Origin of the sequence: Mesorhizobium sp. M0998, assembly GCF_040318885.1 — a bacterium.
GTDB lineage: Bacteria > Pseudomonadota > Alphaproteobacteria > Rhizobiales > Rhizobiaceae > Mesorhizobium.
The window spans coordinates 1-21181 of record NZ_JAMYND010000048.1 but is presented as its reverse complement, the minus strand read 5'-3'; the positions used below and the strand labels follow the sequence as shown (position 1 = coordinate 21181).

Annotated in this window: 20 protein-coding genes, 3 pseudogenes and 1 riboswitch; of the genes and pseudogenes, 12 read left to right on the top strand and 11 right to left on the bottom strand. The window is 59.2% G+C overall.

Going from position 1 to position 21181, the window contains the following annotated elements; all coding sequences use genetic code 11:
* Positions 1–369: 369 nt before the first annotated feature.
* Together NKH59_RS29010 and NKH59_RS29005 are read left to right on the top strand one after the other, a co-directional pair.
* Positions 370–660, top strand: a complete 291-nt coding sequence (locus NKH59_RS29010; RefSeq protein WP_353023789.1) for a hypothetical protein — start codon at positions 370–372, stop codon at positions 658–660.
* A 216-nt stretch (positions 661–876) separates the two neighbouring features.
* Entirely contained in the window at positions 877–1089 is a 213-nt protein-coding gene (locus NKH59_RS29005; protein WP_023679670.1) for a cold-shock protein, read from the top strand.
* A gap of 217 nt (positions 1090–1306) precedes the next feature.
* Here the strand turns inward: NKH59_RS29005 and NKH59_RS29000 are convergent, their stop codons facing one another.
* Positions 1307–1777, bottom strand: coding sequence for a Ros/MucR family transcriptional regulator (locus NKH59_RS29000; protein ID WP_023679671.1), 471 nt, complete (start codon positions 1775–1777; stop codon positions 1307–1309).
* A gap of 141 nt (positions 1778–1918) precedes the next feature.
* On the opposite strand from NKH59_RS29000, the gene NKH59_RS28995 reads away from it, so the two are divergent.
* The 3 genes from NKH59_RS28995 to NKH59_RS28985 all read left to right on the top strand — a co-directional run bounded on the left by NKH59_RS28995 (position 1919) and on the right by NKH59_RS28985 (position 4470).
* Positions 1919–2254, top strand: coding sequence for a hypothetical protein (locus NKH59_RS28995; protein ID WP_353023787.1), 336 nt, complete (start codon positions 1919–1921; stop codon positions 2252–2254).
* A 135-nt stretch (positions 2255–2389) separates the two neighbouring features.
* Positions 2390–2638, top strand: coding sequence for a DUF982 domain-containing protein (locus NKH59_RS28990; protein ID WP_352542153.1), 249 nt, complete (start codon positions 2390–2392; stop codon positions 2636–2638).
* A 776-nt stretch (positions 2639–3414) separates the two neighbouring features.
* Positions 3415–4470 (top strand): cytochrome-c peroxidase, encoded by a 1056-nt coding sequence (locus NKH59_RS28985; protein ID WP_023679673.1) that lies wholly within the window; start codon positions 3415–3417, stop codon positions 4468–4470.
* 277 nt (positions 4471–4747) lie between these two features.
* Here the strand turns inward: NKH59_RS28985 and NKH59_RS28980 are convergent, their stop codons facing one another.
* From NKH59_RS28980 to NKH59_RS28970, 3 genes are read right to left on the bottom strand one after another with little or no spacing between them, the layout of a single operon-like run.
* On the bottom strand, positions 4748–5269 hold the full coding sequence (locus NKH59_RS28980) for a helix-turn-helix domain-containing protein (protein ID WP_353023785.1): 522 nt from the start codon (positions 5267–5269) through the stop codon (positions 4748–4750).
* A complete protein-coding gene (locus NKH59_RS28975) occupies positions 5269–5790 on the bottom strand; it encodes a hypothetical protein (protein WP_353023783.1) in 522 nt (173 codons plus the stop codon). Before NKH59_RS28975 ends, NKH59_RS28980 begins: the two co-directional genes overlap by 1 nt.
* Before the next feature lies 1 nt (position 5791).
* Positions 5792–6220, bottom strand: a complete 429-nt coding sequence (locus NKH59_RS28970; protein WP_353023781.1) for a B3/B4 domain-containing protein — start codon at positions 6218–6220, stop codon at positions 5792–5794.
* A 68-nt stretch (positions 6221–6288) separates the two neighbouring features.
* Between NKH59_RS28970 and NKH59_RS28965 the strand changes: the two genes are divergently transcribed.
* Positions 6289–6681 carry a hypothetical protein gene (locus NKH59_RS28965; RefSeq protein WP_353023804.1) on the top strand — a complete coding sequence of 131 codons (393 nt, stop codon included), beginning with the start codon at positions 6289–6291 and terminating at the stop codon, positions 6679–6681.
* Here the strand turns inward: NKH59_RS28965 and pdxR are convergent.
* Positions 6678–8174, bottom strand: a complete 1497-nt coding sequence (pdxR, locus tag NKH59_RS28960) for a MocR-like pyridoxine biosynthesis transcription factor PdxR (RefSeq protein ID WP_502908721.1) — start codon at positions 8172–8174, stop codon at positions 6678–6680. The genes NKH59_RS28965 and pdxR overlap by 4 nt on opposite strands.
* A gap of 82 nt (positions 8175–8256) precedes the next feature.
* Here pdxR and NKH59_RS28955 point away from each other — a divergent pair, with 82 nt between their 5' ends.
* Genes NKH59_RS28955 through NKH59_RS28945 form a run of 3 tightly spaced genes read left to right on the top strand, consistent with a single transcriptional unit; the run spans position 8257 to position 10697 of the window.
* On the top strand, positions 8257–9489 hold the full coding sequence (locus tag NKH59_RS28955) for a trans-sulfuration enzyme family protein (RefSeq protein ID WP_353023777.1): 1233 nt from the start codon (positions 8257–8259) through the stop codon (positions 9487–9489).
* A 52-nt stretch (positions 9490–9541) separates the two neighbouring features.
* The gene (locus NKH59_RS28950) at positions 9542–10444 is read left to right on the top strand and encodes a dihydrodipicolinate synthase family protein (protein WP_353023775.1); all 903 of its coding nucleotides are present in this window, start codon (positions 9542–9544) and stop codon (positions 10442–10444) included.
* Between the two features lie 34 nt (positions 10445–10478).
* Positions 10479–10697: an FMN-binding negative transcriptional regulator gene (locus NKH59_RS28945; RefSeq protein WP_352480447.1), complete on the top strand. Its 219-nt coding sequence runs from the start codon at positions 10479–10481 to the stop codon at positions 10695–10697.
* A 107-nt stretch (positions 10698–10804) separates the two neighbouring features.
* Here NKH59_RS28945 and metE read toward each other — a convergent pair whose 3' ends face one another.
* Complete coding sequence (metE, locus tag NKH59_RS28940) at positions 10805–13141, bottom strand: 5-methyltetrahydropteroyltriglutamate--homocysteine S-methyltransferase (RefSeq protein WP_353023773.1); 2337 nt, start codon at positions 13139–13141, stop codon at positions 10805–10807.
* A gap of 95 nt (positions 13142–13236) precedes the next feature.
* Positions 13237–13437, bottom strand: a riboswitch (cobalamin riboswitch).
* Between the two features lie 554 nt (positions 13438–13991).
* Between metE and NKH59_RS28935 the strand changes: the two genes are divergently transcribed.
* A complete protein-coding gene (locus tag NKH59_RS28935; protein ID WP_352468275.1) occupies positions 13992–14246 on the top strand; it encodes a hypothetical protein in 255 nt (84 codons plus the stop codon).
* Positions 14247–14563: 317 nt separating this feature from the next.
* Here the strand turns inward: NKH59_RS28935 and NKH59_RS28930 are convergent, their stop codons facing one another.
* The 4 genes and pseudogenes from NKH59_RS28930 to NKH59_RS28915 all read right to left on the bottom strand — a co-directional run bounded on the left by NKH59_RS28930 (position 14564) and on the right by NKH59_RS28915 (position 19098).
* Complete coding sequence (locus tag NKH59_RS28930; RefSeq protein ID WP_353023771.1) at positions 14564–15397, bottom strand: helix-turn-helix transcriptional regulator; 834 nt, start codon at positions 15395–15397, stop codon at positions 14564–14566.
* Positions 15398–15458: 61 nt separating this feature from the next.
* Positions 15459–16925: pseudogene (locus NKH59_RS28925) on the bottom strand (MFS transporter).
* A gap of 230 nt (positions 16926–17155) precedes the next feature.
* Positions 17156–18415, bottom strand: coding sequence for a tyrosine--tRNA ligase (gene tyrS / locus NKH59_RS28920; RefSeq protein ID WP_353023769.1), 1260 nt, complete (start codon positions 18413–18415; stop codon positions 17156–17158).
* A gap of 446 nt (positions 18416–18861) precedes the next feature.
* The gene (locus NKH59_RS28915) at positions 18862–19098 is read right to left on the bottom strand and encodes a hypothetical protein (RefSeq protein WP_352691541.1); all 237 of its coding nucleotides are present in this window, start codon (positions 19096–19098) and stop codon (positions 18862–18864) included.
* A 247-nt stretch (positions 19099–19345) separates the two neighbouring features.
* Between NKH59_RS28915 and NKH59_RS28910 the strand changes: the two are divergent.
* Both NKH59_RS28910 and NKH59_RS28905 read left to right on the top strand, forming a co-directional pair.
* Positions 19346–20160, top strand: a pseudogene (locus NKH59_RS28910) (IS5 family transposase); the annotation flags it as partial.
* A gap of 204 nt (positions 20161–20364) precedes the next feature.
* Entirely contained in the window at positions 20365–21042 is a 678-nt protein-coding gene (locus NKH59_RS28905; protein WP_245274818.1) for a transposase, read from the top strand.
* Positions 21043–21074: 32 nt separating this feature from the next.
* Here the strand turns inward: NKH59_RS28905 and NKH59_RS28900 are convergent.
* Positions 21075–21181: pseudogene (locus tag NKH59_RS28900) on the bottom strand (adenosine kinase); the annotation flags it as partial.

Sequence of the window (21181 nt, the reverse complement as noted above, 5' to 3'; positions counted from 1 at the left end):
CGGGCGGGAAAAAACAATGCGGTTGCGCGCTTCTGGCGTAATGCGCCTGCCGCGAGGCCGTTGAGCCTGATGAGTTGCTGCGGGAAAGGGGAGTGTTTGCGCGGGACCTTGGTCAAACGTAAGAAACAACCGTCGAGCTCGCCCTGGATGGGGCATGCAGGCACGTTTGTCGCTGGAGGACAGCAGCACGGAAGCTGTCCGCGCTTGCCGTCGTCGCTGGGTACCAAACAGGAGAATTTGCGGTCGCGATCGAATTCATCTGCGTAAATACCGCCTGGCTGTGCTCGGTTTGCCGGCGAACAGATTTTGCCTTCTTTGCGGCTGCAAACGCATCCCTGGCGGCGTGGTCCCTTAGGTCAAGAGCATCGGGTGAGTAACAGCCTGATCCTGCTCAATCTGATGCGCGCCAACCGCCTCGCCGGATTGTGGAACCGCTCGCGGGTAGCTTCTACCACAAACAGCAAGGTCATGAAATCAAGTAGGAAGTCGTCGATCGCTTGGGCGATTGTTTCTGACTTGCCCTTGAACTGGTCCAGCAAAACGCGCGCGTTATCGATCGCTTCCACGCTGGTGGCATCGTCCGTGAACTACCCGGCCTTTGACCTGGCGGCACGAGCAGCGGTCGGCCTTACGTCCCGTGCCTCCAAGCACCAGCCATAGACGTGGCGCTGAGGAGCGTTGGAAGGATCGGGCGCTCCCGGCCATGCTCGAGCGGTACCGTAGGACAGTGCTTGCTGGCGACCACGGCCACAATTGAGTGCGCCAGCTGATCGGGGCTTAACAATTTTTCGCTTTTTGCTGCGCCCAAGTCTCGGCTATGAGTCGGGCAGGCCTAATGGCCTGCCCACGTTGCAATTATTAAGGAGGAACACGTATATGCCTACTGGAACGGTAAAGTGGTTCAACAGCACCAAGGGGTTTGGATTTATCCAGCCCGACAATGGCGGTCCGGATGTTTTCGTCCACATTTCGGCTGTCGAACGTGCGGGCCTCTCGACCCTCGCTGACGGCCAGAAGATCAACTATGAGATCGAGCAGGATCGCCGCACCGGCAAATCCTCCGCTGGCAGCCTCAGCAAAGCTGGTTGAAACGTCCTGGCAAGAGTGGGCGCGTAGGTCCGGAGGTCCTCACGGCCGCTCGATAGGAGCGAGCAAAAACTGAGGGCAGCAGATTGCTGCAGGCGTCGCGAATTCCTCATGAAACAAAATTGTTTGAAAGGAAGGCGGGGTTGGCCCCGCCTTTTTATATGACGCGCAGATTAAGCCGATGGCTGCAACGCTCCAGAACGAATCTCCATTGCCGAAATCAAGCCGCGACCTTCTTGCGGGTTCGCTTCGTCGGCGCCGGCTCCGGCGCTTCCGGCGCTTTCGGTTTGCGGCCGAGCCCCATTGTCTTGGCCAATGACGAGCGCGCCGCGGCGTAGTTCGGCGCGACCATGGGATAATCCGCCGGTAGGCCCCATTTGGCCCGATATCCATCCGGCGTCAGCCCATAGTGGGTCGACAGATGGCGCTTTAGCGATTTGAATTTCTTCCCGTCTTCAAGGGAGATGATGTAGTCCGGTGTCACCGACTTCCTGATCGGGACTGCAGGCGTAAGGGCAACCGGCTCTTTTGCAGAGACACCTTCCGCCGTCCCTTTCAGAGCCGCGTGCACTTGGCCGATGAGGGCAGGGAGATCCCCCACCGGGATCGGATTGTTGGAGACATAGGCTGAGACGACATCGGCCGTGAGCTCGATGAGGGTGTCGATGTTTTTTTCGGCTTCTTCTGTCATGAAACTCTCCAGGCGGCGTGAAACACAGTCGGCGAAGCGTCGCTTCATAGTGGCGGTCGCCGCTGAAAGCAACCAAGGTCTCGACAGGGTTATTGCGATGCTCGTCCAGCAGCGAGATCTATAGCGCGGTATCGCGCCGTCATGACCGTTGATGCGTTCCGTTGTTGGCGACCTGCCGCGGTGCTTGCGCATTTTCAGGCGCGTCTCGGCCGCAAGCTTTGCGCCAGACGACCAGTAATCTCGAAACGAAGCGGGCTGTTTCTGTTCGCCATCCTCTCTTTGGCTGTGAAGTCGGTGGCAGAGCAGTGGTCGCTTCCTGGTGGCGCGTGGAGGAACTATCAAGCGTTGATTCGCAATGGTCGAAACGATGTAGATTCATCCGGTGAGCCGCTCTCGCAGCAGGATGTTAGGGATTGGCCCGCTGGTAAACCGAGGACATCACGCCGCTGCTTTGCTATTGAACCGCTATCGCTGTGACAACACATTCCGCAATGGTGGGCGGGTGTAGAGGAGGCGCCTGTTCACGCAAACTAGCGGTTCAGCAGGTCGGGAGGAACGAATGAGCTCAGGAACTTTCAGCAGCCCACTTTCGTAAGGCGTGCAGCGCACATCGTGCAAGAGATTGCCCGTCCTGCGGATGCTATCGATTTTCTCAACGAATGGCCAGAAGATCGCAGAGACCGGATCCACGAAGCCGCCCTCAGGGCGTGCTTTGATGCATACAACGGACGAAAACCTGCGAGCGCAGCGCGCAAGAGTTTTTTCCGCTTTGCGAAACAGGTCGTCATATTGGAAGATGCAACCTCCGCGATGCAATGGCTCGCTGCCTGCATGTCGGACAGTGGAAAAGCGCAAGTATAGGCGTCGCAGTCGTGTGTGAGGCTGGAGCGGGTACGCCGACGAGGTTATTGTATCCAGATTTCGCGGCATCTAGAGCGTGGTATAAACAAACAATATTTTGCGCGCTAGAGCTTCTCGCGACAGGACTGCAACGCTTCCGGTGTGAAAATCACTGGGTGGGACTTGGTTCTCTCAAATTCTTGACGGTAAATTGCCCGGTTATTATCGCAAAGCAGTTGTCCCATTGAAGCTGATAAACGAGGCCAAAATTGTGCTCCGTCGTCTGTCAATATTCGCTCGATGGAGGCTATAGGCGTCACAAGCCAATCAAAACAGCTACTCGGGCGCCCTTTGAAATTTCGTTTAATTTCGCTCACCCGAAACGGTCCTCTACAGTCGAAATAAGATCGTCCCGCAAAGGTGCTACAAGACACTATCGCGGATCGATTTGGGCCCACGTCGATCTGGCGAAGGCAGGCGGAAGTCGAGCAGGACCTGCAGCGGAACAGATCACCGGCCCCGAACCGAAATCTGACACGGCGGCGGACCCGATTTCTTCTTGGTAGAAGGCGCAGAGAACCGGAGCACGGCTCCAGCGCCGAAGGTTGCCGAGCAGGGATCCTCCTCCTCCTCCCTGAAATCCAGTCGAGAAGAGCGTTCAATTCCGGGACAGTCCAACCTCTGTCGCAAAAACAGGTGTCAGACCACCCGGTCCTCTCCCGCAGCTGATCTAGCGCAGGGCGTTCATGAGCCGCATATCCCAGAGTGGCTGCGTGCACGACGCAGCGAGATCATTTATGAAAATCCTATTCAGTACGATGGCTGTCCCCTTGCTGACGGCCACCGCCTTTGCTGCGGATTCGATCCCCGCAGACCTCAGAGAAACGGCAATGGCCACTTTCAAGGCTTTGCCACCCACCACGCCGGCAGTCGCCAACAACCCGATCACCCCGGAAAAGATCGCTCTCGGCAAGGCACTGTTCTTCGATCCACGCGTCTCTGCGTCAGGCGTCTTGTCGTGCAACTCGTGCCACAACCTGGCCACCGGCGGCGACGACAATCACGAAACCTCGATCGGCCATGGTTGGCAGAAGGGACAGCGCAACGCGCCGACTGTACTGAACGCTGTCTTCAACATCGCCCAGTTCTGGGACGGTCGTGCCGAAGACCTGAAGGCTCAGGCGAAGGGACCGGTCCAAGCCGGGATCGAAATGGCCAATACACCGGGCCAAGTCATCACCACGCTCAAGTCCATGCCGCAATATGTCGAGTGGTTCGATGCAGCTTTTCCGGCTGAAGCCGATCGGGTCACCTTCGACAACCTCGCCAAGGCAATCGAAGCCTTCGAGGCGACACTGGTCACGCCGGCCCCCTTCGACAGTTTCCTGAATGGCGATGACGCCGCCATGACTTCCGAACAGAAACAGGGCCTGGCGCTTTTCATGGACAAAGGCTGCTCGTCCTGCCATGGCGGTATCAACGTTGGTGGGCAAGCCTATTACCCATTCGGCCTCGTGGAACAGCCCAGCGCCGAGGTCCTGCCGGAAAAAGACAAGGGCCGATTTGCGGTCACCAATGCAGCCGACGATTCCTATGTTTTCCGCGTGGCGCCGCTGCGCAACGTTGCACTCACCGCGCCATACTTTCATTCGGGCAAGGTTTGGGATCTGAAACAAGCCGTTGCCATCATGGGAACCACCCAGCTTGGCGTGGTACTGGCGGACGAAGAAGTCGACCTGCTTGTTGCCTTCCTCAACTCGCTGACCGGAAAGGCACCCGAGGTCGCCTATCCCATCTTACCCGCCGAAACGGCGACAACACCCCGGCCTATAACGCAGATCTTAGGAAAATAAACGGCCAGCTGACTGCGGAACATCGCAATTGACAATGATTGCGACTTTTACTGGACGAGACGAGTCGCGACGTCCATGAGAACGCAAATGGCTCGTTTCCATAGTGCAGACACTGCTTCCGTCACCAGCTCGTTGCGATGGAATCATGTTTGGGATCTGGCGTGCGACATGCCAAGGAAGGCGTCTGACGCATGAGGCTCGCGCGCTGTCGATACCGCGCGGCGGCCGGCCATCGCGCTGGCGGCCGAATTGCCGCGCGCCGAAGTGATCGGCCCGCTTAGGGCGAAGGGGCAGCCACTCCGTCCTCCATGTCCAGCGATTCTTCGACTGCTTCCGGATTCCGGGCGATGGTCCAAAGGAGAGTATTGGCCGCTGCATCCGGTTTCGAGCGACCTTGCTCCCAGTTTCGAAGCGTTGCCAGATCGAGGCCATACCTCACGGAGAATGCCTCCTGAGAGAGCTTCGTGCGATCCCGGACTTCGCGAACACTTATCGGCCGCGGCGCATGAACCTTCGCGATCACGCCTGCGGACGACAGTTCATTCTTCAGTGCCAATAGGTCGTCGACGCAAGGAACCGTCACGAACGCCTTGCCGTGATCGACTATCTCCGTGAGTATCGCGTAGGCCGTCCTGAGCGGCAGCTGTCTCTTAACGAGAATCCGGGCGGCCTCAGGAGTATTCGCGCCGTGAAGAAAACTGAGGCTCAGTCGGACGGGAGAGCCTGACGACACCGGGACGACGTCCCGGGTTCGCACCCGTTGTCCGTACCGCTCCATGAATTTCGATGTAGTCGACATTAAGCTTCTCCGCGATCACTCGACCGAGCTTGCGCAATTTGGACCATCCCCACTGGAGGCATCGCGATAAAAGTACGCCAAACAACGCTAAGGGAGAACAAGCAGTGATCTGATTTCGTTCGACGCTCGTTTTCGAGAGCCGTTCTGGGTCGTTCGCAATCAACTGTGTAGGCCAGCGGAGCGAGCAAGGAGCGCCAGATCCGGACAGGGCTGAGTGGGGTGTTTCTCCGAAAGATGGGGCCATGCCCTAAGGAACACGAGATGTAGTGGACTCGTCGATTCGCGCGGTTTCGATTCGCGCACCCCGGGCACAACGCTTGGATAAGTCCCATCAGATGCTCTCCGGTGGCCGTCATCTGTTTAGCTGACATTGGGCCGAGGGCTTCCAGCACGAGCCACATGGCGCGGGTATCGGCCGTGACCATGGTGCGCCGCCCCTGCCGCCAGTTCCAGCGGCGGCACGTGACACCGGCATCATCACACCAGATGACTTCGCCCGGTTCAGGATGCTCGGTTACCATTTCACCTTGCTGGATCGTGTCGAATGGCTCGCTTCGCAACTGAAAGTCTCGGGACCCCCTGGTAAAGATCGAGATCCTCCCCGCCAATCGGAACGCCGTACAGCACGCTGACGGCATTGTAGGCATCAACCAGTGGGGATATCCGCGGGAGAGAGCCATCTTTCCGCACCCGCTTGAGAAGCGCGGCGGCCGAGCACGGCGTTCGATTGGCCTTTGTGCCGAAAGCCTCGTAGGCAACGGCCCACGCCGCAAGATGCGCGTCCCTTTGGGCGTCATCGCGAAGCGCCGCCTGTTCCGCCGCCGCAATCGTGTCGTTCAACGCCTGTGCATCCGGCACGTCGATTTCAGCGTTCCGCACCACAATGCTGATCAGATGAAAATCCGGGTAGCGGGCCTTGATCTCGGGGGCAATCAATGGCGTGAAAGACATGGGATGCTCTTTTCTCATGGGGAGGCTTTGCGCTGCGGGTCGTTCGGGAAATGTTTGAAGAAAGGTGCTTGTCGAGCGTCCAGATCTTCTGGCATCGGCATGGTGCATGCCGCACCATGCGCTGGACAATTCCATCATTCGGCCGTGGACAAGGCCTGGTAGAGATCGTCGATTATCTCTTGCGGGTGCTCGAGCCCGCCTCGGCCGGCAACAAGCTACGCCTCCGCCAGATCCTCCATTTCATAAAAGGCAGCGGGCGCGATATGGATGTGAAGCAGCTTTCCTTGCCGGTTATGCATCGCTCTCGGAAATTCGTCTCGCACGAAAATCTGCCGCCAAACTGGCCTGATCAACAGCACCAGTTGCATAGCGTTTTCCCAGTCCAGTTGACTTTGCAACGAAATGCGGTTCAGCCTAAGGGTCGGTTTCCTCGCCAGCACGCCACGTCCCCGCCGTTTTAGCCACCGTGTCCCGGCAACGCGTCTTGCACCTGCTTGACAACCGCTCGCAGGATCTCAACGCCCTTCTCGATTTGCCGAATGCTCAAGGCGGCATAGCCCATGACAAGCCCCACGCGATCGATGTGGCCTTCGTCCGATTGCCGCTCGTAGAGGGGCGAGATCAGGTGCAGCCCCAGGCCCGCGCCTCGGGCGGCTTCGACCAGGGTCGTTTCCCGCGATCGCGGCAGTTCGTCGAACCAAACGACGACGTGCAGACCGGCCTCTGCTCCCTGGACAGCGATGCGATCTCCGAAGCTGCGCCGCAAGGCGCCCAACAATGCCTCCCGACGCTCGCCGTTCAGCCTGCGCACACGCCGCACATGGCTTTCGTAGCCGCCCCTCTCGATCAAAGAGGCCAGAGCCTCCTGTTCAGCGACCGGCGAATGTCGGTCCGCGAATTGTTTGGCGGTAGCGAAGACCTCCTGCAGTTCCGTCGGGACGACGAGGTAGCCGATACGCAGCATCGGCGAGAGCGTTTTGGAGATCGTGCCGAGGTAGATGACAGCCCCGTGGTCCTCAAGACTGTGCAGCGGAGGGACCGGATTGATGTCGTAGCGATATTCGCTGTCGTAGTCGTCCTCGATCACATAGGCGTTGTTGTGCCGCGCCCATTCCAGAAGCTGATGGCGGCGCGCGATCGGCATGACGCCGCCCAGCGGAAACTGATGCGATGGCGTGACATAGGCCAGTCGTGCCCCGATCCCCGCCAGCAACTCCGTCTTCATCCCGTCCTCGTCGACGGTGACCGGGACGGGCGAGGCACCCGTACTGGCAAAGACCTGACGCGCCATCCTATAGCACGGGTCCTCGATGACGAAGCGGTCGGCGGGATCGAGAAGCAGGCGAGCGCACAGATCTAGGCCCTGCTGCGAACCGTTGACGATGATGATCTGCTCGAGCTCGCAGCTCAGAGTTCGGGCGCGCCAGAGATAGCCCTGGAGCGCTTGGCGCAGCCCACGCCAGCCGCGAGGATCGTCATAGGCAAGACGCAACGGGCGCTGCCCCATCGCCTCGTTCATCGCACGTTTCCAGACCAATGCGGGGAAGTCTGACGGCGCCAGGTCGCCATAGCGGAAATCGACCTTCAGTCCAGTCGGCAGATAATCCGGCCAGGGCGGCGTAACGCGCAGTCGTTCGCCATAGGCGGACATTTGAACCGGGCCGACTCGTTTCGCGACAGTGCGGCTCGTCTCAGGACCGATCAGCGAGGATGCAACGCGAGGTCGTGCGCCTTGACGGACTTCGATAAAACCTTCCGCGGTCAGTTGGTCATAGGCGACCGTCACCGTCGTTCGCGAAACCCCAAGGTCATTTGCCAGGCCGCGGGAGGACGGCAGCTGACTACCGGTTTCATAAACGCCGCCGAGGATTTGCTCGCGAAGAGCCTCGTAGATCTGGCGTGCACCCATCGCGTGCGAGCGACCTGCAGAACCGGCACTTGAAGACTGGACCATTTCATTCATTGCTAACTGGATATTTCACATTGGCCAGTTTGCCGTCAATCTTTCGGAAACCCAAGAAAGATCTAGAGGCCGAATGACCCGTTCCTATCAATCCGAAACCGATGCTCTCACGCGGTCGCCCAACGACACCGGTCCCGGATTCGCCACCCGGGCGATCCATCATGGCTACGATCCGGCCCGCTTTTCCAATGCCGTTCAGCCGCCAGTCTTCTTGACCTCGACCTATGGATTCGAAAGCGTGGCAGCGAACGAGGCCGCCGCCACCCTTGGCGGAAGGCTCTATGCGCGCGAATACAATCCGACGACGGAGATCCTCGAGCAACGGCTCGCCAATCTGGAAGGAGCCGAGGCAGCTTTGATCGTTGCCTCGGGGATGGCGGCTTTCGGCACACTGATCTTGTCGCTCCTGTCCCAAGGCGATGAACTCATCGTCCACAAGACGCTTTATGCGAACACGCTTGCCATGGTCGAACAGGCGGTCCCCCGCTTCGGCATCAAGGTCGTCGCGGTCGACCTGTCCGATCCTCACAATCTCGATGCCGCGATCACCGAGCGGACCCGGCTTGTTTTCTTCGAGACGCCGGTGAATCCGCTGAGCCGCATCCTCGACATCGCTGCCATTGCCGAGCGCGCCCACGCGCGCGGTGTAAAGGTTGCAGTCGACAGCACCTTCGCCTCGCCCGCGCTCCAGCGGCCGCTCGAACATGGGGCCGACCTCGTGCTCCACTCCCTGACCAAATACATCAATGGGCACGGCGATGCCCTTGGCGGGGCGATTCTCGGCGACGCGCAAACGCTCCGCACGCTGCACGAAACGGGCCTGCGCTACATCACCGGCGCAGCGCTCTCGCCCATGTCAGCCTTCCTGATCCTGCGCGGTCTGAAGACGCTCACGCTGCGCATGGAACGCCACAGCGCCACGGCCCTTGCGGTGGCTCAGGCGCTCGAGGCGCACCCGGCGGTGGCATGGGTGAGTTATCCCTTCCTCGACTCGCACCCTGATCAGGTGACGGCGCGAAAGCAGATGTCCCAAGGGTCGGGCATGTTGGCCTTTGGCCTCCACGCTGGGTTCGAGGGCGCGCGGCGGATGATGGACCGGCTCAACCTGATCACCCGGGCTGTCAGCCTCGGCGATGCCGACAGCCTCATCTATCATCCGGCAAGCCTGACCCGTGCTCGTCAGCCGATCCGCAAGGATGCGCATCTGGCCGATGGAGTCGGCGAGGACCTCATGCGTCTCTCGGTGGGTCTTGAAGACGCCGATGACCTAATCGCCGACCTGCGGCGGGCTCTGGACGCCCTGTGATGACCTGTGGTCCGGCCAGTCCTGCGCTCGCGTACAAACCCGGAGCCTTGCCATGGCATTCCTGAGCGGCCTTTCCGCGTTTCCCATCACGCCGACCGATCGGGACGGCCGCGTCGATACCGTTGCTCTGCGCAAGCTGATTGCCAGGCTTTGCGCCGCTCAGGTCGATTCCATCGGTCTTCTCGGCAGCACCGGCACATACATGTATCTGACGCGCGAGGAACGGCGACGGGCGCTCGCCGAGACCTTGGACGAAACCGGGGGACAAATGCCGGTCGTGGTGGGTGTGGGCGCGCTGCGCACCGACGAAGCAGTGAGGCTCGCGCAGGACGCTAAAGCCCTTGGGGCTGCCGCGGGGTTGCTTGCCGCCGCCTCTTACACCCCGCTCACTGATGACGAGGTGTTCGAACATTTCTCCACGGTGGCGCGCGAAAGTGGCCTTCCGATCGTCATCTACGACAATCCAGGAACGACGCATTTCCGTTTCACCCCAGCACTCGTCAGCCGCCTGGCAAAGGTGCGGGGGATCGTCGCTATCAAGAATCCGACAGACAAGGGCGATGCGATCAAGAGCCATCTGGCCGACCAGAGGCGCACTGTGCCGGAAGGGTTCTCGATCGGCTACAGCGGCGACTGGAACGCTGCAGAGGCCATGATCGCTGGCGCTGACACATGGTACAGCGTCCTCGCGGGCATCCTGCCCGAGGTCTGCACAAAGATCGTCACAGCGGCGCAGCAGGGCGATGCGGCCGAAGCGCGACGGATCGATGCCGCGCTTGCGCCGCTCTGGAGCCTCTTCAAGGAGTTCTCGAGCCTTCGCGTCGTCTATGCACTTGCCGAATTGCTCGACATTGGCCGTGCCGACCCCCCGCGTCCCATCCTGCCTCTGCCCTCAGCAGCGAAGCGCCAGATCGCCGCCGCGTTGGAACGCTTGCCATCGGATGTCAACCGGTGAATAGCGAACCCGGCGGCCAGTGAAGGAACGTGTCATGTATGTACCCGCGCATTTCGATGAACCGAGCCGAGAAGTCCGCTACGAACTGATCGAGAACAGTGCACTTGGCATGCTGATAACCCATGGCCGGAGCGGTCTCGACGCCAATCACATCCCCTTCGAACTCGACACGTCACAGGGAGAAAACGGTACCCTTTACTCCTGCGCGATTAATACACGTGCCGAAGGAAAGTGCACATTCTCGCTCGAGTGATTTATTTCAAAAGATGTGATCGCGTTTTGGCACATTCACGGCCGACATGCGGCAGCCGGTCACTCACCACATGGTGAGCAACCAGGAAACCCTCCGGCCTACACTTTCTACCGGAGCGCACGTGCTGCATCGACCATGTTCATCAGGGCAGGGCGGACCTCCTCCCATTTGCGTGTTTTGAGGCCACAGTCCGGGTTTACCCACAGTTGGGAATCCGACAGTCGCTCGCGGGCAAGCATGACGAGATCCGAAATCTCGCCGACTTCCGGGACGCGTGGTGAGTGAATGTCGTAGACTCCGGGACCGATTTCGTTCGGATATTTGGAGCTCGTGAAGGCGTCCAGCAGTTCCATCTTCGAGCGCGACGTCTCAATCGAAATGACATCCGCATCCATTTCAGCGATCGCGTCGATGATCTCGTTGAACTCCGAGTAGCACATGTGGGTATGGATTTGAGTCGCGTCCTTTACACCCGTTGAAGCGATCCGGAAGCATTCGACAGCCCAGTCGAGATAGTCTTTCCAGTCAGACTGGCGCAGTGGCAATCCTTCGCGAAACGCGGCCTCATCGATCTGGATCATCCTTGCGCCGGACCATTCGAGATCCGTCACCTCGTCGCGGATGGCGAGCGCGATCTGGCGGCATGCTTCGGAGCGGGGTACGTCGTCGCGAACAAAAGACCAGTTGAGAATGGTCACCGGGCCTGTGAGCATTCCCTTCACAGCGTTTTCCGTAAGCGACTGGGCGAATTGCCACCAGCGCAGCGTCATCGGCTTGGGCCTCGATACGTCGCCGAAGATGATGGGGGGGCGCACGTAACGCGACCCATAGCTCTGCACCCAGGCATGCTGGGTGAAGGCGAAGCCGGACAGCTGCTCGCCGAAATACTGTACCATGTCGTTTCGTTCGAACTCACCGTGCACCAGCACGTCCAGCCCGATCTCTTCCTGCCAGCGAATTGCAGCCTCGATCTCCTTCTTCAGGAAGGTCTCGTAGTCGACATAGCTCAGCTGGCCCTTCGCATGAGCGGCCCGCGCCCTGCGTACCTGCGGCGTCTGCGGGAAGGACCCGATGGTCGTCGTCGGGAACGGCGGCAGCCCGAGCGTGCCGGCCTGGACTCTGGAGCGCTCGGCAAAAGCGCTCTCTCGTCGCTTCATGCTGTCGTCAATGCTGGCGATCCGTCCCTCAACAAGCGGGTCATGGATCTTCGTGGATGTCACGCGAGTGGCGGCAGCCTCGGCAGACGCTTTCAACGCGCCTGCCACCGCATCCCTGCCTTGAGTCAGGGCCTGGGCCAGCAACACCAACTCGTCGGTCTTCTGGGTCGCGAAGGCGAGCCACGACCTGATGTCCGCGTCGAGTTCCGTCTCCATGCGGAGGTCGATCGGCACATGCAGCATCGAGCAAGAAGGCGCGATCTCGACGCGGTCCAAGGGCCAGCCGGCGACGATCGGTTTGATGCGGTCGAGAATGGCGGGCAGGTTCGCACGCCAGACGTTGCGGCCATCGATCAAGCCAAGCGAGAGCACCAGATCCTTCGGTGCGAGCCGACCCACCGTTTCCAGCTGCTCGGGAGCGCGCACGAGATCAATATGCAGCCCGGCCAGGGGCAGAGAAACCGCGGTTTCGAGATTGTCTCCCAGCGGCCCGAAATAGGTAGCCAGCATGATCTTCAGCTCGGGCGCGGCTTTCGACAGCTGGCCATAGGCGAATTCGAACGCAGCTCGTTCGTTCGGGTTCAGATCGAGGACAAGCGCTGGCTCATCGATCTGCACCCAGTCGGCTCCAGACAGCTTCAGCCTCTGCAGGAGTTGCTCGTAGACGGGCAGCAGCCGCGGCAGGAGCGCGATGGGATCGAATCCTTCGGCAGGCGATTTCGCCAGCTTGAGGAAGGTGATCGGTCCAAGGATGACTGGGCGTGTGTGAACGCCGAGAGCTTTAGCCTCGATGAAGTAATCGACCGGTTTCGTCGACGAGAGGGCGAACGTCTGATCATCGTTGAGTTCCGGCACAATGTAGTGATAGTTGGTGTCAAACCACTTGGTCATTTCCATCGCGGTTAAATCAGACCGATGAGCCGCCTGCTGGTGACCAGCGTGTCGACAATCCTCCGTCTGACCCTGGTTGCCCCGCGCCATTGCGAAGTAGATGTCAAGTGGAACCTCGCCGCTATTCCAGCCGTAACGGGATGGAACGGCGCCGACCATGGCTGCGGTGTCGAGCACATGGTCGTAGAGCGAGAAGTCGTTCGACGGGATTTTCGACACGCCGCGATCGTGCTGCTCCTCCCAGCTAGCGGCACGGAGCGCCTTCGCGGTCGTGAGAAGGTCGGCAGCGGACGATTTTCCGGACCAGTAGCTTTCAAGCGCGAATTTCAGTTCTCGCCGACGACCGAATCGGGGCACGCCGAGCGTTGCTACAGGAATTTGCTGAGAGACAGTCATGCCAGACCCCGATGGTTGGGGCGTCGGTGACAAGGAAGGCGCTAGCAGGCCGGCACGAACGCCAGGCTGCAGCGGCCACCGAGACACCCCGCCCGTGGACGTAATTCGCCGTGGCAGGTCTCCTGGCTCGCGGGGTCATAGCCTCTACCCGTCTTCCCAAGGCTATTCGCCTCAGTGACATGAGTGGGGTTGGCTCGCCGCTAACAGTTGCGGGGGCAGCGCCGGCATCGCACCGGCTTCCCTCTTAGCTCCGCTGCGGCAGCGCCGTACGGAGAACCACGACGCGGGAGACAATTACAGCAGTTCGCTTCTTTGTCAACGCCGCATAAAGAAATGTTTATGTCGTTATGTTAAATTTCCGTTGGCATGTTCCAAAGGTCGCCTCGAAAGCGAAAACTGTGGAAGCCTTGAGCGGCCGGTAAATCAAAGCAATGACGCACGGCGCCCTTGTCCAGGAGGATAGGAGTTCGTCGGCTGCCGGCAGCAAACATACCGGCAAGCGCCGTGGTGCTGCTTAGCGCATCATGCGAACCACCTCGGCGTCGAACTTCGGCTCCGAGGTTCCGACCGCTTCGTTGGTGATCTGCTCGCGACCATATTCGGCTCAATGGCGAGGCTGTTGCCCATGTGGAAGCTGTTGGCCGTGATGCCCTCGGTGATATGACACAACGATTTCGGGGGAGCACACCGAGGCCAGGCGCAGCGGCGTGTTGCGAAGTGATCGAGGCCAATGTCTCGAACTGCTTGTTCGCAGCCCACCGGCTCAAGGTAACCCGGCTCAAACCACCGGGCCAGCTCAAGTCCTGTCCAAATGAGGCCTGAGCGGCAAATCGTCGTGCACGCGCACGGTTTGGCGTTCGATCTTGTGATGCGTCTTGGGCGGACAATCGCCACGGTGCAGCGCGCAGAAGCGGTCCCCAATTGGGAAGCCGAGGGCGGTGAGGGCAAGCCGGCGCCACAGGCGGAAGGGGACTTGGACCTGTTTGCCCTGCTGGACCACAAGTTCGCGACACAGGGCCTCAAGGAGAAGACCAAGAGTGATTATGCGCGGGACCTCGCCAAATTCATCAAAAGCAGCGGGCAGTCAAAGTTCGGCGCCGATTGACATGGAGATAGCCATCGCGGCGGACCGCCCAGGCGGACCGCAAGCCGGAATACAACCGGGTGCAGGCGGCCAAGCTCGTCCACAAGATGGCGTCGGGCACACACCGGCGATGGGAGAGCGGACCGTGGAGTGCAGGAACTTCACGCCTATCCACGCTCCCGTGGACGTGTCCTGCGGCACATCGGCAGCGATATTGAGGAGGCAGTTGAGCGTCTGGTCGAGCACTCTTACCTGCCACTACCTACGCTTAACGTCATCTCGTACTGAAAACGCACCACGCAAGGTCGAGATTTAACATGCGCCCTTCGTGGATGGTTCTAAGCTTCCTCGGGCGCGGTCAATCTGTGATAACGGTCGCTTGGAACCTCCATCACCGCGACGCGATCAAGGTTGGCGTATCGCGCTCGGTAGTAACCTTCTTCCTCCACTTCGGCGAAACTACACTGGGGAACGTCAAAGGTCGCAGCTTCCAATCCGAAGAAAGTCGTAGCGGTTTCTTCATCCAAGAAGTTCCACTCATCTTCTCCGCCGTCATATGTGACGCGAACATAGGAGGCCATGCGCACGGCTTCCTGATCACCCATCTCTGCGATGATGGCATCGCATTCTTTCTTCAGCTTTCCTGAAACCTCACCCTTATCCCAGTCATCCAAAGCCCGATAGATTTCTGGATGATAATACTCTGGCATCTCCTCTACATCTTCACCGATAAGCTCAATGGTGCGGACATATTGCGGATTTATCAAGAGTATCTTGTTGTCAAGGCTCCAACAATACAGCCATGGTCTGCTTGTGTTATTTCTACGAAGATTATGAAGTTCCTTCAACTGACGTAAAATCGATTCACGCGCCTTTTCATCAATAGGATATTGGCGGCTGCCAACAGTCGTCTTGATTCTGAGCGTGCCGTATCGCGTTTCGGCATCGGCAATTGCAAACGGGCTCGTGCGCCACTCCTCGACATCAATCTTCCAGCCCAGCAGCTCCTCGACCGTGCATTTCAACGTGAGACAAAGGTCCTTGATCTGCTCGACGTTCAACTGCGTTTTGCCTGTTTCCCAACGGGCCACAGTCTGTTGCGTCGTTGCCATCTGCTCTGCCAAATCTTTTTGAGTCATGCCCAGTCGAACCCTAAGCTCTTTCATGTTCATAACTCACCTCGCGTGTTCAACACACGCATTGTGGATGAATTAATCTAATCGTCAAGCGTGTTCAAAAATCGCAGCATGTGTTTTTAGGGCGTCTTCGAGGCTCCGGCAGCCGTTCGTGACCACTTGCGCAAGACACAGGGCTGGTACACAGCACGAATGGGCGATCAAAAATTACTGCTGAAATTGAGATAATTATTGTGGGCGAGTCTGGATCTCTCTGATCGACACGATAGTCGACCATCACCATGATCGGACCGCTTCGTGGCCGCAGGTCAAGTTGCAGCGTCGGTTCGCTGAACTTGTTGGTCGGATCCAGATTGAGCGTTTCAAAATCGGGCTGACGCAGAAGGATGCCCATCAGTCCCCCAATGACAAAAACCAGCTGGCGGACGAGCAAGGCTCCCGAAACACCTTGGACATCCGCCAGTTCGCCCCAAAGCCAGCTTCCCGCCGCCATGCCGCCGTATGTGGCCGTCTGATAGAGAGAGGGCGCGTCCAACCACCCACCGCGGCGCCGAAAGCTGCACTGTGACGTTAAACAGCGAGAATGATTGAATCCAGGCCGCACCGGCTGGCATGAGGTTGAGACAGCTCAGCCCAACGTGCTCGCTCCATGCCCGAAAGAAGCAGCTGATCGCCAATACAAAGAACGCACCGCGAATGACCCATTCGTTGGAGAGAACTTCTCGGACCGCCCGATGAGGAGCGCGCCGCAAATCGCTCCCAGGCCGAAGAAGCCGAGCATCACGCCGTAGGTGACTGCGGTCCCTTTGATCTGTTCGCGAGCGACCAACGGCAGGAGAGCCAAAATGACAACGGCGGTGAGGCCGAAAATGAAACTCCGGCACATCACCTTGAGAAGGTTCGGCGACAAGAGCACGTAACGGAAGCCCGCCGCCATCGCACTGCCGAAAGCCTCCCGCGGCAGCGCTTGTCGTGCCCGTTCGGCTTTCCATCGCAACAGCGCAGCGATCAGAGCGAAGTAGCAAAGGACGTTGAAGAGGAACGCGAAGGCCGCACCGGCTGTGGCCACGATTATGCCGCCAATCGCCGGCCCGATGCTGCGCATGAGATTGTAGCTCATGCCGTTGAGCGCACCCCGCTTGGCAGGTGTTCGCGAGGCAGGATATCTCCCATGGAGGCTTGCCAAGAGGGATTGTGCAATGCCCAACCACAGCCGACTAGGAAGGTGAGACCCAGAAGGGTCCAGGGTGTCATTCCCCGCATAGGTCAGGAACGCCAGGAAGGCGGATACGCAGACCATCAGCAGTTGCGCAGTCAACATGATCCGGCGACGGTCAAACTTGTCCGCGAGCGCTCCCGCCGCGAGCGAGAAGATCATGTAGGGGAGGGTGGTCGATGACTGGACGAGCGCCACCATTCCATGGGAGGTGGCGATGCTCGTCATCAGCCAAGCTGCCGCCGCACCTTCCACTAGGGTGCCAAGGTTCGAAATGAGTGCAGCCGACCATAGCGAACGGAAGGTCTTGTGCTGAAAAGGAACCAGTGAAGATGTTCTCTTCGCCATTGTGGGAAGCTTCGGGATCGACCGCGGGGCTGGATTTGGTTCGCCTCACTCAACCATGGCCTCGCCATACAAGCCAAGCTGCCACAGTGGCGCGCCTGCTAACCCAGAAAACTTGGCGGCCTTAACTACCCCCTGAGGAGTGTCTCTCGACATTCCTCAGGGAACTCGACGCGAATGTCTGCAATATCCGCTAAGCGGGCAGAATTTCTGCGACAGCATTTGCTGAAACCCTACTTTACAACAGTGTGGCGCTTCCGGCCGAGCGAAAGCCGGATCGGGAGGTCTTGGGAAGATATCATTGTATCAACCTCGACAACGTTGCCGTTGATCCGCACACCTCGTCCCGAGATCGCCCTTCGCGCTTCCCCTTTGGAGGAGGTCAATCCGGCGCGTACCAGCAAATCCACAAGGGCTACTCCGGCCAACCCCTCGGCGTCATTTAGATGAAGCGTCGGTAGCCCCTCTGCGGCTTCGCCCTGCCCAAATGCTTGGCTAGCCGTGGCCTCCGCCTGTTTGGCGGCGTTAGTTCCATGTGCCAGGGCCGTAGCTTCGTTGGCGAGACGTTCTTTGACGGCGTTTAGCTCGGTTCCTTCAGCCTGTCCAAATCGCTCGATCTCGTTCATCGGCAGATCGGTGAAAAGCTTCAGAAACCGAACGACATCAGCGTCTTCCGTGTTACGCCAGAATTGCCAGTAATCGTATGGCGAAAGGCGATCTTCGTTGAGCCACACAGCTCCGGCAGCCGTCTTACCCATCTTGACACCTGAAGGAGTCTTCAGAAGCGGCGTAGTCACTCCGAAGACTTCCTTTCCATCCGTCCGCCGTATCAAGTCGATGCCATTGATGATGTTCCCCCACTGGTCGGCTCCACCCATCTGCAAACGGCAACCGGTCCGGCGGGTTAGCTCAAGGAAGTCGAACGCTTGGAGGATCATGTAGTTGAATTCTAAGAAGCTCAGATTCTCCTGCTTTTCCAGCCGCGACTTCACACTGTCGAAAGAGAGCATCCGATTGACGGAGAAATGCCTGCCAACGTCTCTCAGCATGTCGATCCAACGAATGCTGTCCAGCCAGTCGGCATTGTTCACCATCACGGCATCCGTCGGGCCGTATCCGAAGACAAGGAGACGGCCAAAGACCTTTCTGATCCCTTCAATGTTGGCGGCGATCCGCTCGTCCGTCAGCATCGGCCGCGCGTCCGAACGGAAGCTGGGATCGCCGATGCGGGTGGTCCCACCCCCAATGAGAACGATGGGTTTATGGCCAGTCTGCTGAAGATGACGAAGCGCCATGATCAGAAGAAGATGGCCGACATGAAGACTGTCAGCCGTCGCATCGAAACCAGCGTAAGCGGGTACGATGCCTGCTTCAAAGGCGGCATCGACACCCGGCAGGTCGGTCCCTTGATTTACATAGCCGCGCTCAATGAGCGTCTTCAAAGCCGCCGAATATGGTTTGGAATGACCGGTTGATAAATCGGGAAGTGCCATAGGGAATCCTCCTGGTATTGCCGCCAGGGGGTCCTCTCAATGAACAAAGCCGCCTGACGGCGGCTTGTTTCAAGGCATGATCGAAACGCGCCGCTCCTTATGGAAGCGTCGCATAATAGATTGCAGCGATGAGCGCGGACTTGATCATGTGCCGATGCATAAAGGACTTTATCCGCACCTGCAAGCAATCTGAAATGGCTACTTCGGGGAGCTGCCGAGCCTCTGTCGCGACGATTTGCAACTGACTTTTGCACCTCGCAGAACTCAACTTTTGCGACAACATTTCCTGCTTCCCGCTTTCCTTCTGATGTCGAGCCCGGCGCGCTTCACCTGCGCTTCGCTGCAGCCGGTCAGCTTTGCCGTCCTGCTGAGACTGTTGCCGCCAGACCGGAAGACAATAATGCGTTCGTGTGTCACCAAGTCAGCTTGGCCTCCGGCGTGGCGGCTTATCCGGATGACTGCACGCGATCAGTTGCTGGTTCAAGACAGGGAAGAAGGCCTGCATCGCCTTTGCCGATGTTCAAGGTCAGTTCAATGTGGGTAATTTTCCGACGCCGTATTGCGCCACCGGCAAAAACGGCGTGAATCCTGAAACCTACGCCTGCAATTGGTGTGAAGCAGGCGAAAAGGGCTGCAGTGGCGGCGATTTCATCGAGGAAGGTTTGCGGCGGCGGCAGCGACACCGTTTTCTCGCGTCAGCAAATCCCGCCAAACCATTACCACCCCAATTGCGACCACGATATTCAGGGGCCGTACCGGAACCACGAGGGTCCTTACCAGGCGTGTCTCGCCACGCAAACCACCACCCACAATGGCATGGTGTTTGCCCTTAGAGCCTGACCCGAAACTCGGTTTTGGGGGTGGAAGCGGTTGAGTGGCCCCGTCCGTTGTGATTCGCTTGAGTTGTCTAGACTTGAACGGGATAACGACATGGGTTGGACGGAGACCACCCGCCGGCGATATTGCCGCGCGGGGCAGCGAGATGCAAACGCGTTGACGGACAGGGAATGGGCGTTGCTCGAGCCGTTCCTGCCGGGAACGAAGACAACGGGACGACCGCGGACGACAGAACTTCGGGCGGTCGTGGACGCGCTCCTCTACATCGCCTGGACCGGCTGCCAATGGCGGGCATTGCCGGATCGGTTCCCGCCGGTCTCGACGGTTCAACGCTATTTCTATGCCTGGCGGGACAACGGGCTGTGGAAGGCCATCAACTTCCACTTGGTGGCTGCGGCACGCCTGGCGCTTGGTCGCGAGGCGAGCCCGAGCGCCGGTGTCATCGACAGCCAATCGGCAAAGACCACGGACGTTGCCGGTTTGCGTGGTTACGACGTCGGCAAGAAGGTCAAAGGCCGCAAGCGCCATATCATTACTGCCACCGAGGGACACTTGGTCGGGCTGACGGTGCACACGGCCGACATCCAGGACAGGGATGGGCAGTCGGCGTCATCGCCTCCATTCGACGGCTTTCTCCCTGGTTGCGGCATCTGTTCGCCGACGGCGGCTATGCCGGAGAAAAACTGTCGCAGGCACTGGCCACTCTCGGCACATGGACCATCGAAATCATCAAGCGCTCCGACGCGGCCAAGGGCTTTGAGGTGCTGCCACGACGATGGGTCCTCGAGCGAACTTTCGCCTGGCTGGGACGTTGTCGCCGGCTCACCAAAGACTTCGAGGCGACCATCGCCAGCGCCGAGGCATGGATCTTCATCGCCTCGATCCGCCTCATGCTTCGCCGCATGGCAGCTCCACGTCGTGCGTCGAGTTTCGAGTCAGGCTCTTACAGGCATGCGCAGGACGCGCGAAGCCGCTCAAATCTCCCCAGATGGGTCAGCCATCGAAGACCGGCATCACTTGCCCGTTGAGCGGCTATACGATAATGCTCCGCGCTAAGCAGCAAGCGCCAAAAATTCGAGCGGCGACTTCATTCTCCTATTCAGGAAGGAACTATGAGGCGGCAGACGCGACCATTCACCGTGGAAGTCAAACAAAAGCGCAATTATCAAAAATCCGCACGTTCCATCTGGGGCAATTTCGACATCGCCGCGGCGATGGCCGAGACAACAAAGGAAGTCGAGCCGTTAAATCGTCAGCTTGTTGACTCTACTGTAGTGGCCCTTGATGCTGAACCTTTGCAAAAACCGCGAGTGGAGCATTTCATGGCCAATCCCCTGGAAACCGAGTCAGCAGTAGTTCCTAGCGCACCGGCAGACAAAGCGGAAACGCCAAAACCGAAGACGAGAGCGCGGCGGTCGAGGAAGCCAGAAGCTGAGGCGAGCGCGCCTGCCCGCAAGGAGGGCGCCAAGCCGATATCCGCGACCACTGAAGCACCGCCGTCAGCGCGAACAGGCCGAAAGAGCTACTCCGCGAAGGATCGTGCCCAGAAGCTGGCGCAGATCGAGACCTCGATCGGCGGCGGCGCTACTCTCAAGAGCGCGGTGAAGCAAGCCGGCATCTCGGAACAGACATATTATCTTTGGAAGAAGGCGGCGGCGCCGGCGGCGGACAGTGACGGGCTGAAGGATCTCGTCGCGCTCGAGGAAGAAAACAAGCGGCTAAAGAGCCTGCTTGCCGATCGTCTCCGCAAGGAGAATGCGGAACTGAAGAAAAGGCTCGGGCTGGATTAAGGAGGCTGGGCAGCTGGTTCTTGGCTCGCCACCTACAGCAATCCCACCTGCTCCGCCTCTCGGCGCAGATTTTGCCGTGGCCTTGGGCCGATTTGCTGGATGACCAGCCCGGCTGCCAGCGAGCCGAGATCGCCGCAAT

What these genes read in the sequence shown, in the direction of transcription:
- NKH59_RS28930 (WP_353023771.1), bottom strand. Translation starts at nt 15,397, where the DNA reads ATGAACATGAAAGAGCTTAGGGTTCGACTGGGCATGACTCAAAAAGAT.
- tyrS (WP_353023769.1), bottom strand. Translation starts at nt 18,415, where the DNA reads ATGGCACTTCCCGATTTATCAACCGGTCATTCCAAACCATATTCGGCG.
- NKH59_RS29000 (WP_023679671.1), bottom strand. Translation starts at nt 1,777, where the DNA reads ATGACAGAAGAAGCCGAAAAAAACATCGACACCCTCATCGAGCTCACG.
- metE (WP_353023773.1), bottom strand. Translation starts at nt 13,141, where the DNA reads ATGACTGTCTCTCAGCAAATTCCTGTAGCAACGCTCGGCGTGCCCCGA.
- NKH59_RS28955 (WP_353023777.1), top strand. Translation starts at nt 8,257, where the DNA reads ATGACCCGTTCCTATCAATCCGAAACCGATGCTCTCACGCGGTCGCCC.
- NKH59_RS29005 (WP_023679670.1), top strand. Translation starts at nt 877, where the DNA reads ATGCCTACTGGAACGGTAAAGTGGTTCAACAGCACCAAGGGGTTTGGA.
- NKH59_RS28980 (WP_353023785.1), bottom strand. Translation starts at nt 5,269, where the DNA reads ATGTCGACTACATCGAAATTCATGGAGCGGTACGGACAACGGGTGCGA.
- NKH59_RS28950 (WP_353023775.1), top strand. Translation starts at nt 9,542, where the DNA reads ATGGCATTCCTGAGCGGCCTTTCCGCGTTTCCCATCACGCCGACCGAT.
- NKH59_RS28905 (WP_245274818.1), top strand. Translation starts at nt 20,365, where the DNA reads ATGAGGCGGCAGACGCGACCATTCACCGTGGAAGTCAAACAAAAGCGC.
- NKH59_RS28995 (WP_353023787.1), top strand. Translation starts at nt 1,919, where the DNA reads ATGACCGTTGATGCGTTCCGTTGTTGGCGACCTGCCGCGGTGCTTGCG.
- pdxR (WP_502908721.1), bottom strand. Translation starts at nt 8,174, where the DNA reads ATGGTCCAGTCTTCAAGTGCCGGTTCTGCAGGTCGCTCGCACGCGATG.
- NKH59_RS28975 (WP_353023783.1), bottom strand. Translation starts at nt 5,790, where the DNA reads ATGGTAACCGAGCATCCTGAACCGGGCGAAGTCATCTGGTGTGATGAT.
- NKH59_RS28945 (WP_352480447.1), top strand. Translation starts at nt 10,479, where the DNA reads ATGTATGTACCCGCGCATTTCGATGAACCGAGCCGAGAAGTCCGCTAC.
- NKH59_RS28970 (WP_353023781.1), bottom strand. Translation starts at nt 6,220, where the DNA reads ATGTCTTTCACGCCATTGATTGCCCCCGAGATCAAGGCCCGCTACCCG.
- NKH59_RS28985 (WP_023679673.1), top strand. Translation starts at nt 3,415, where the DNA reads ATGAAAATCCTATTCAGTACGATGGCTGTCCCCTTGCTGACGGCCACC.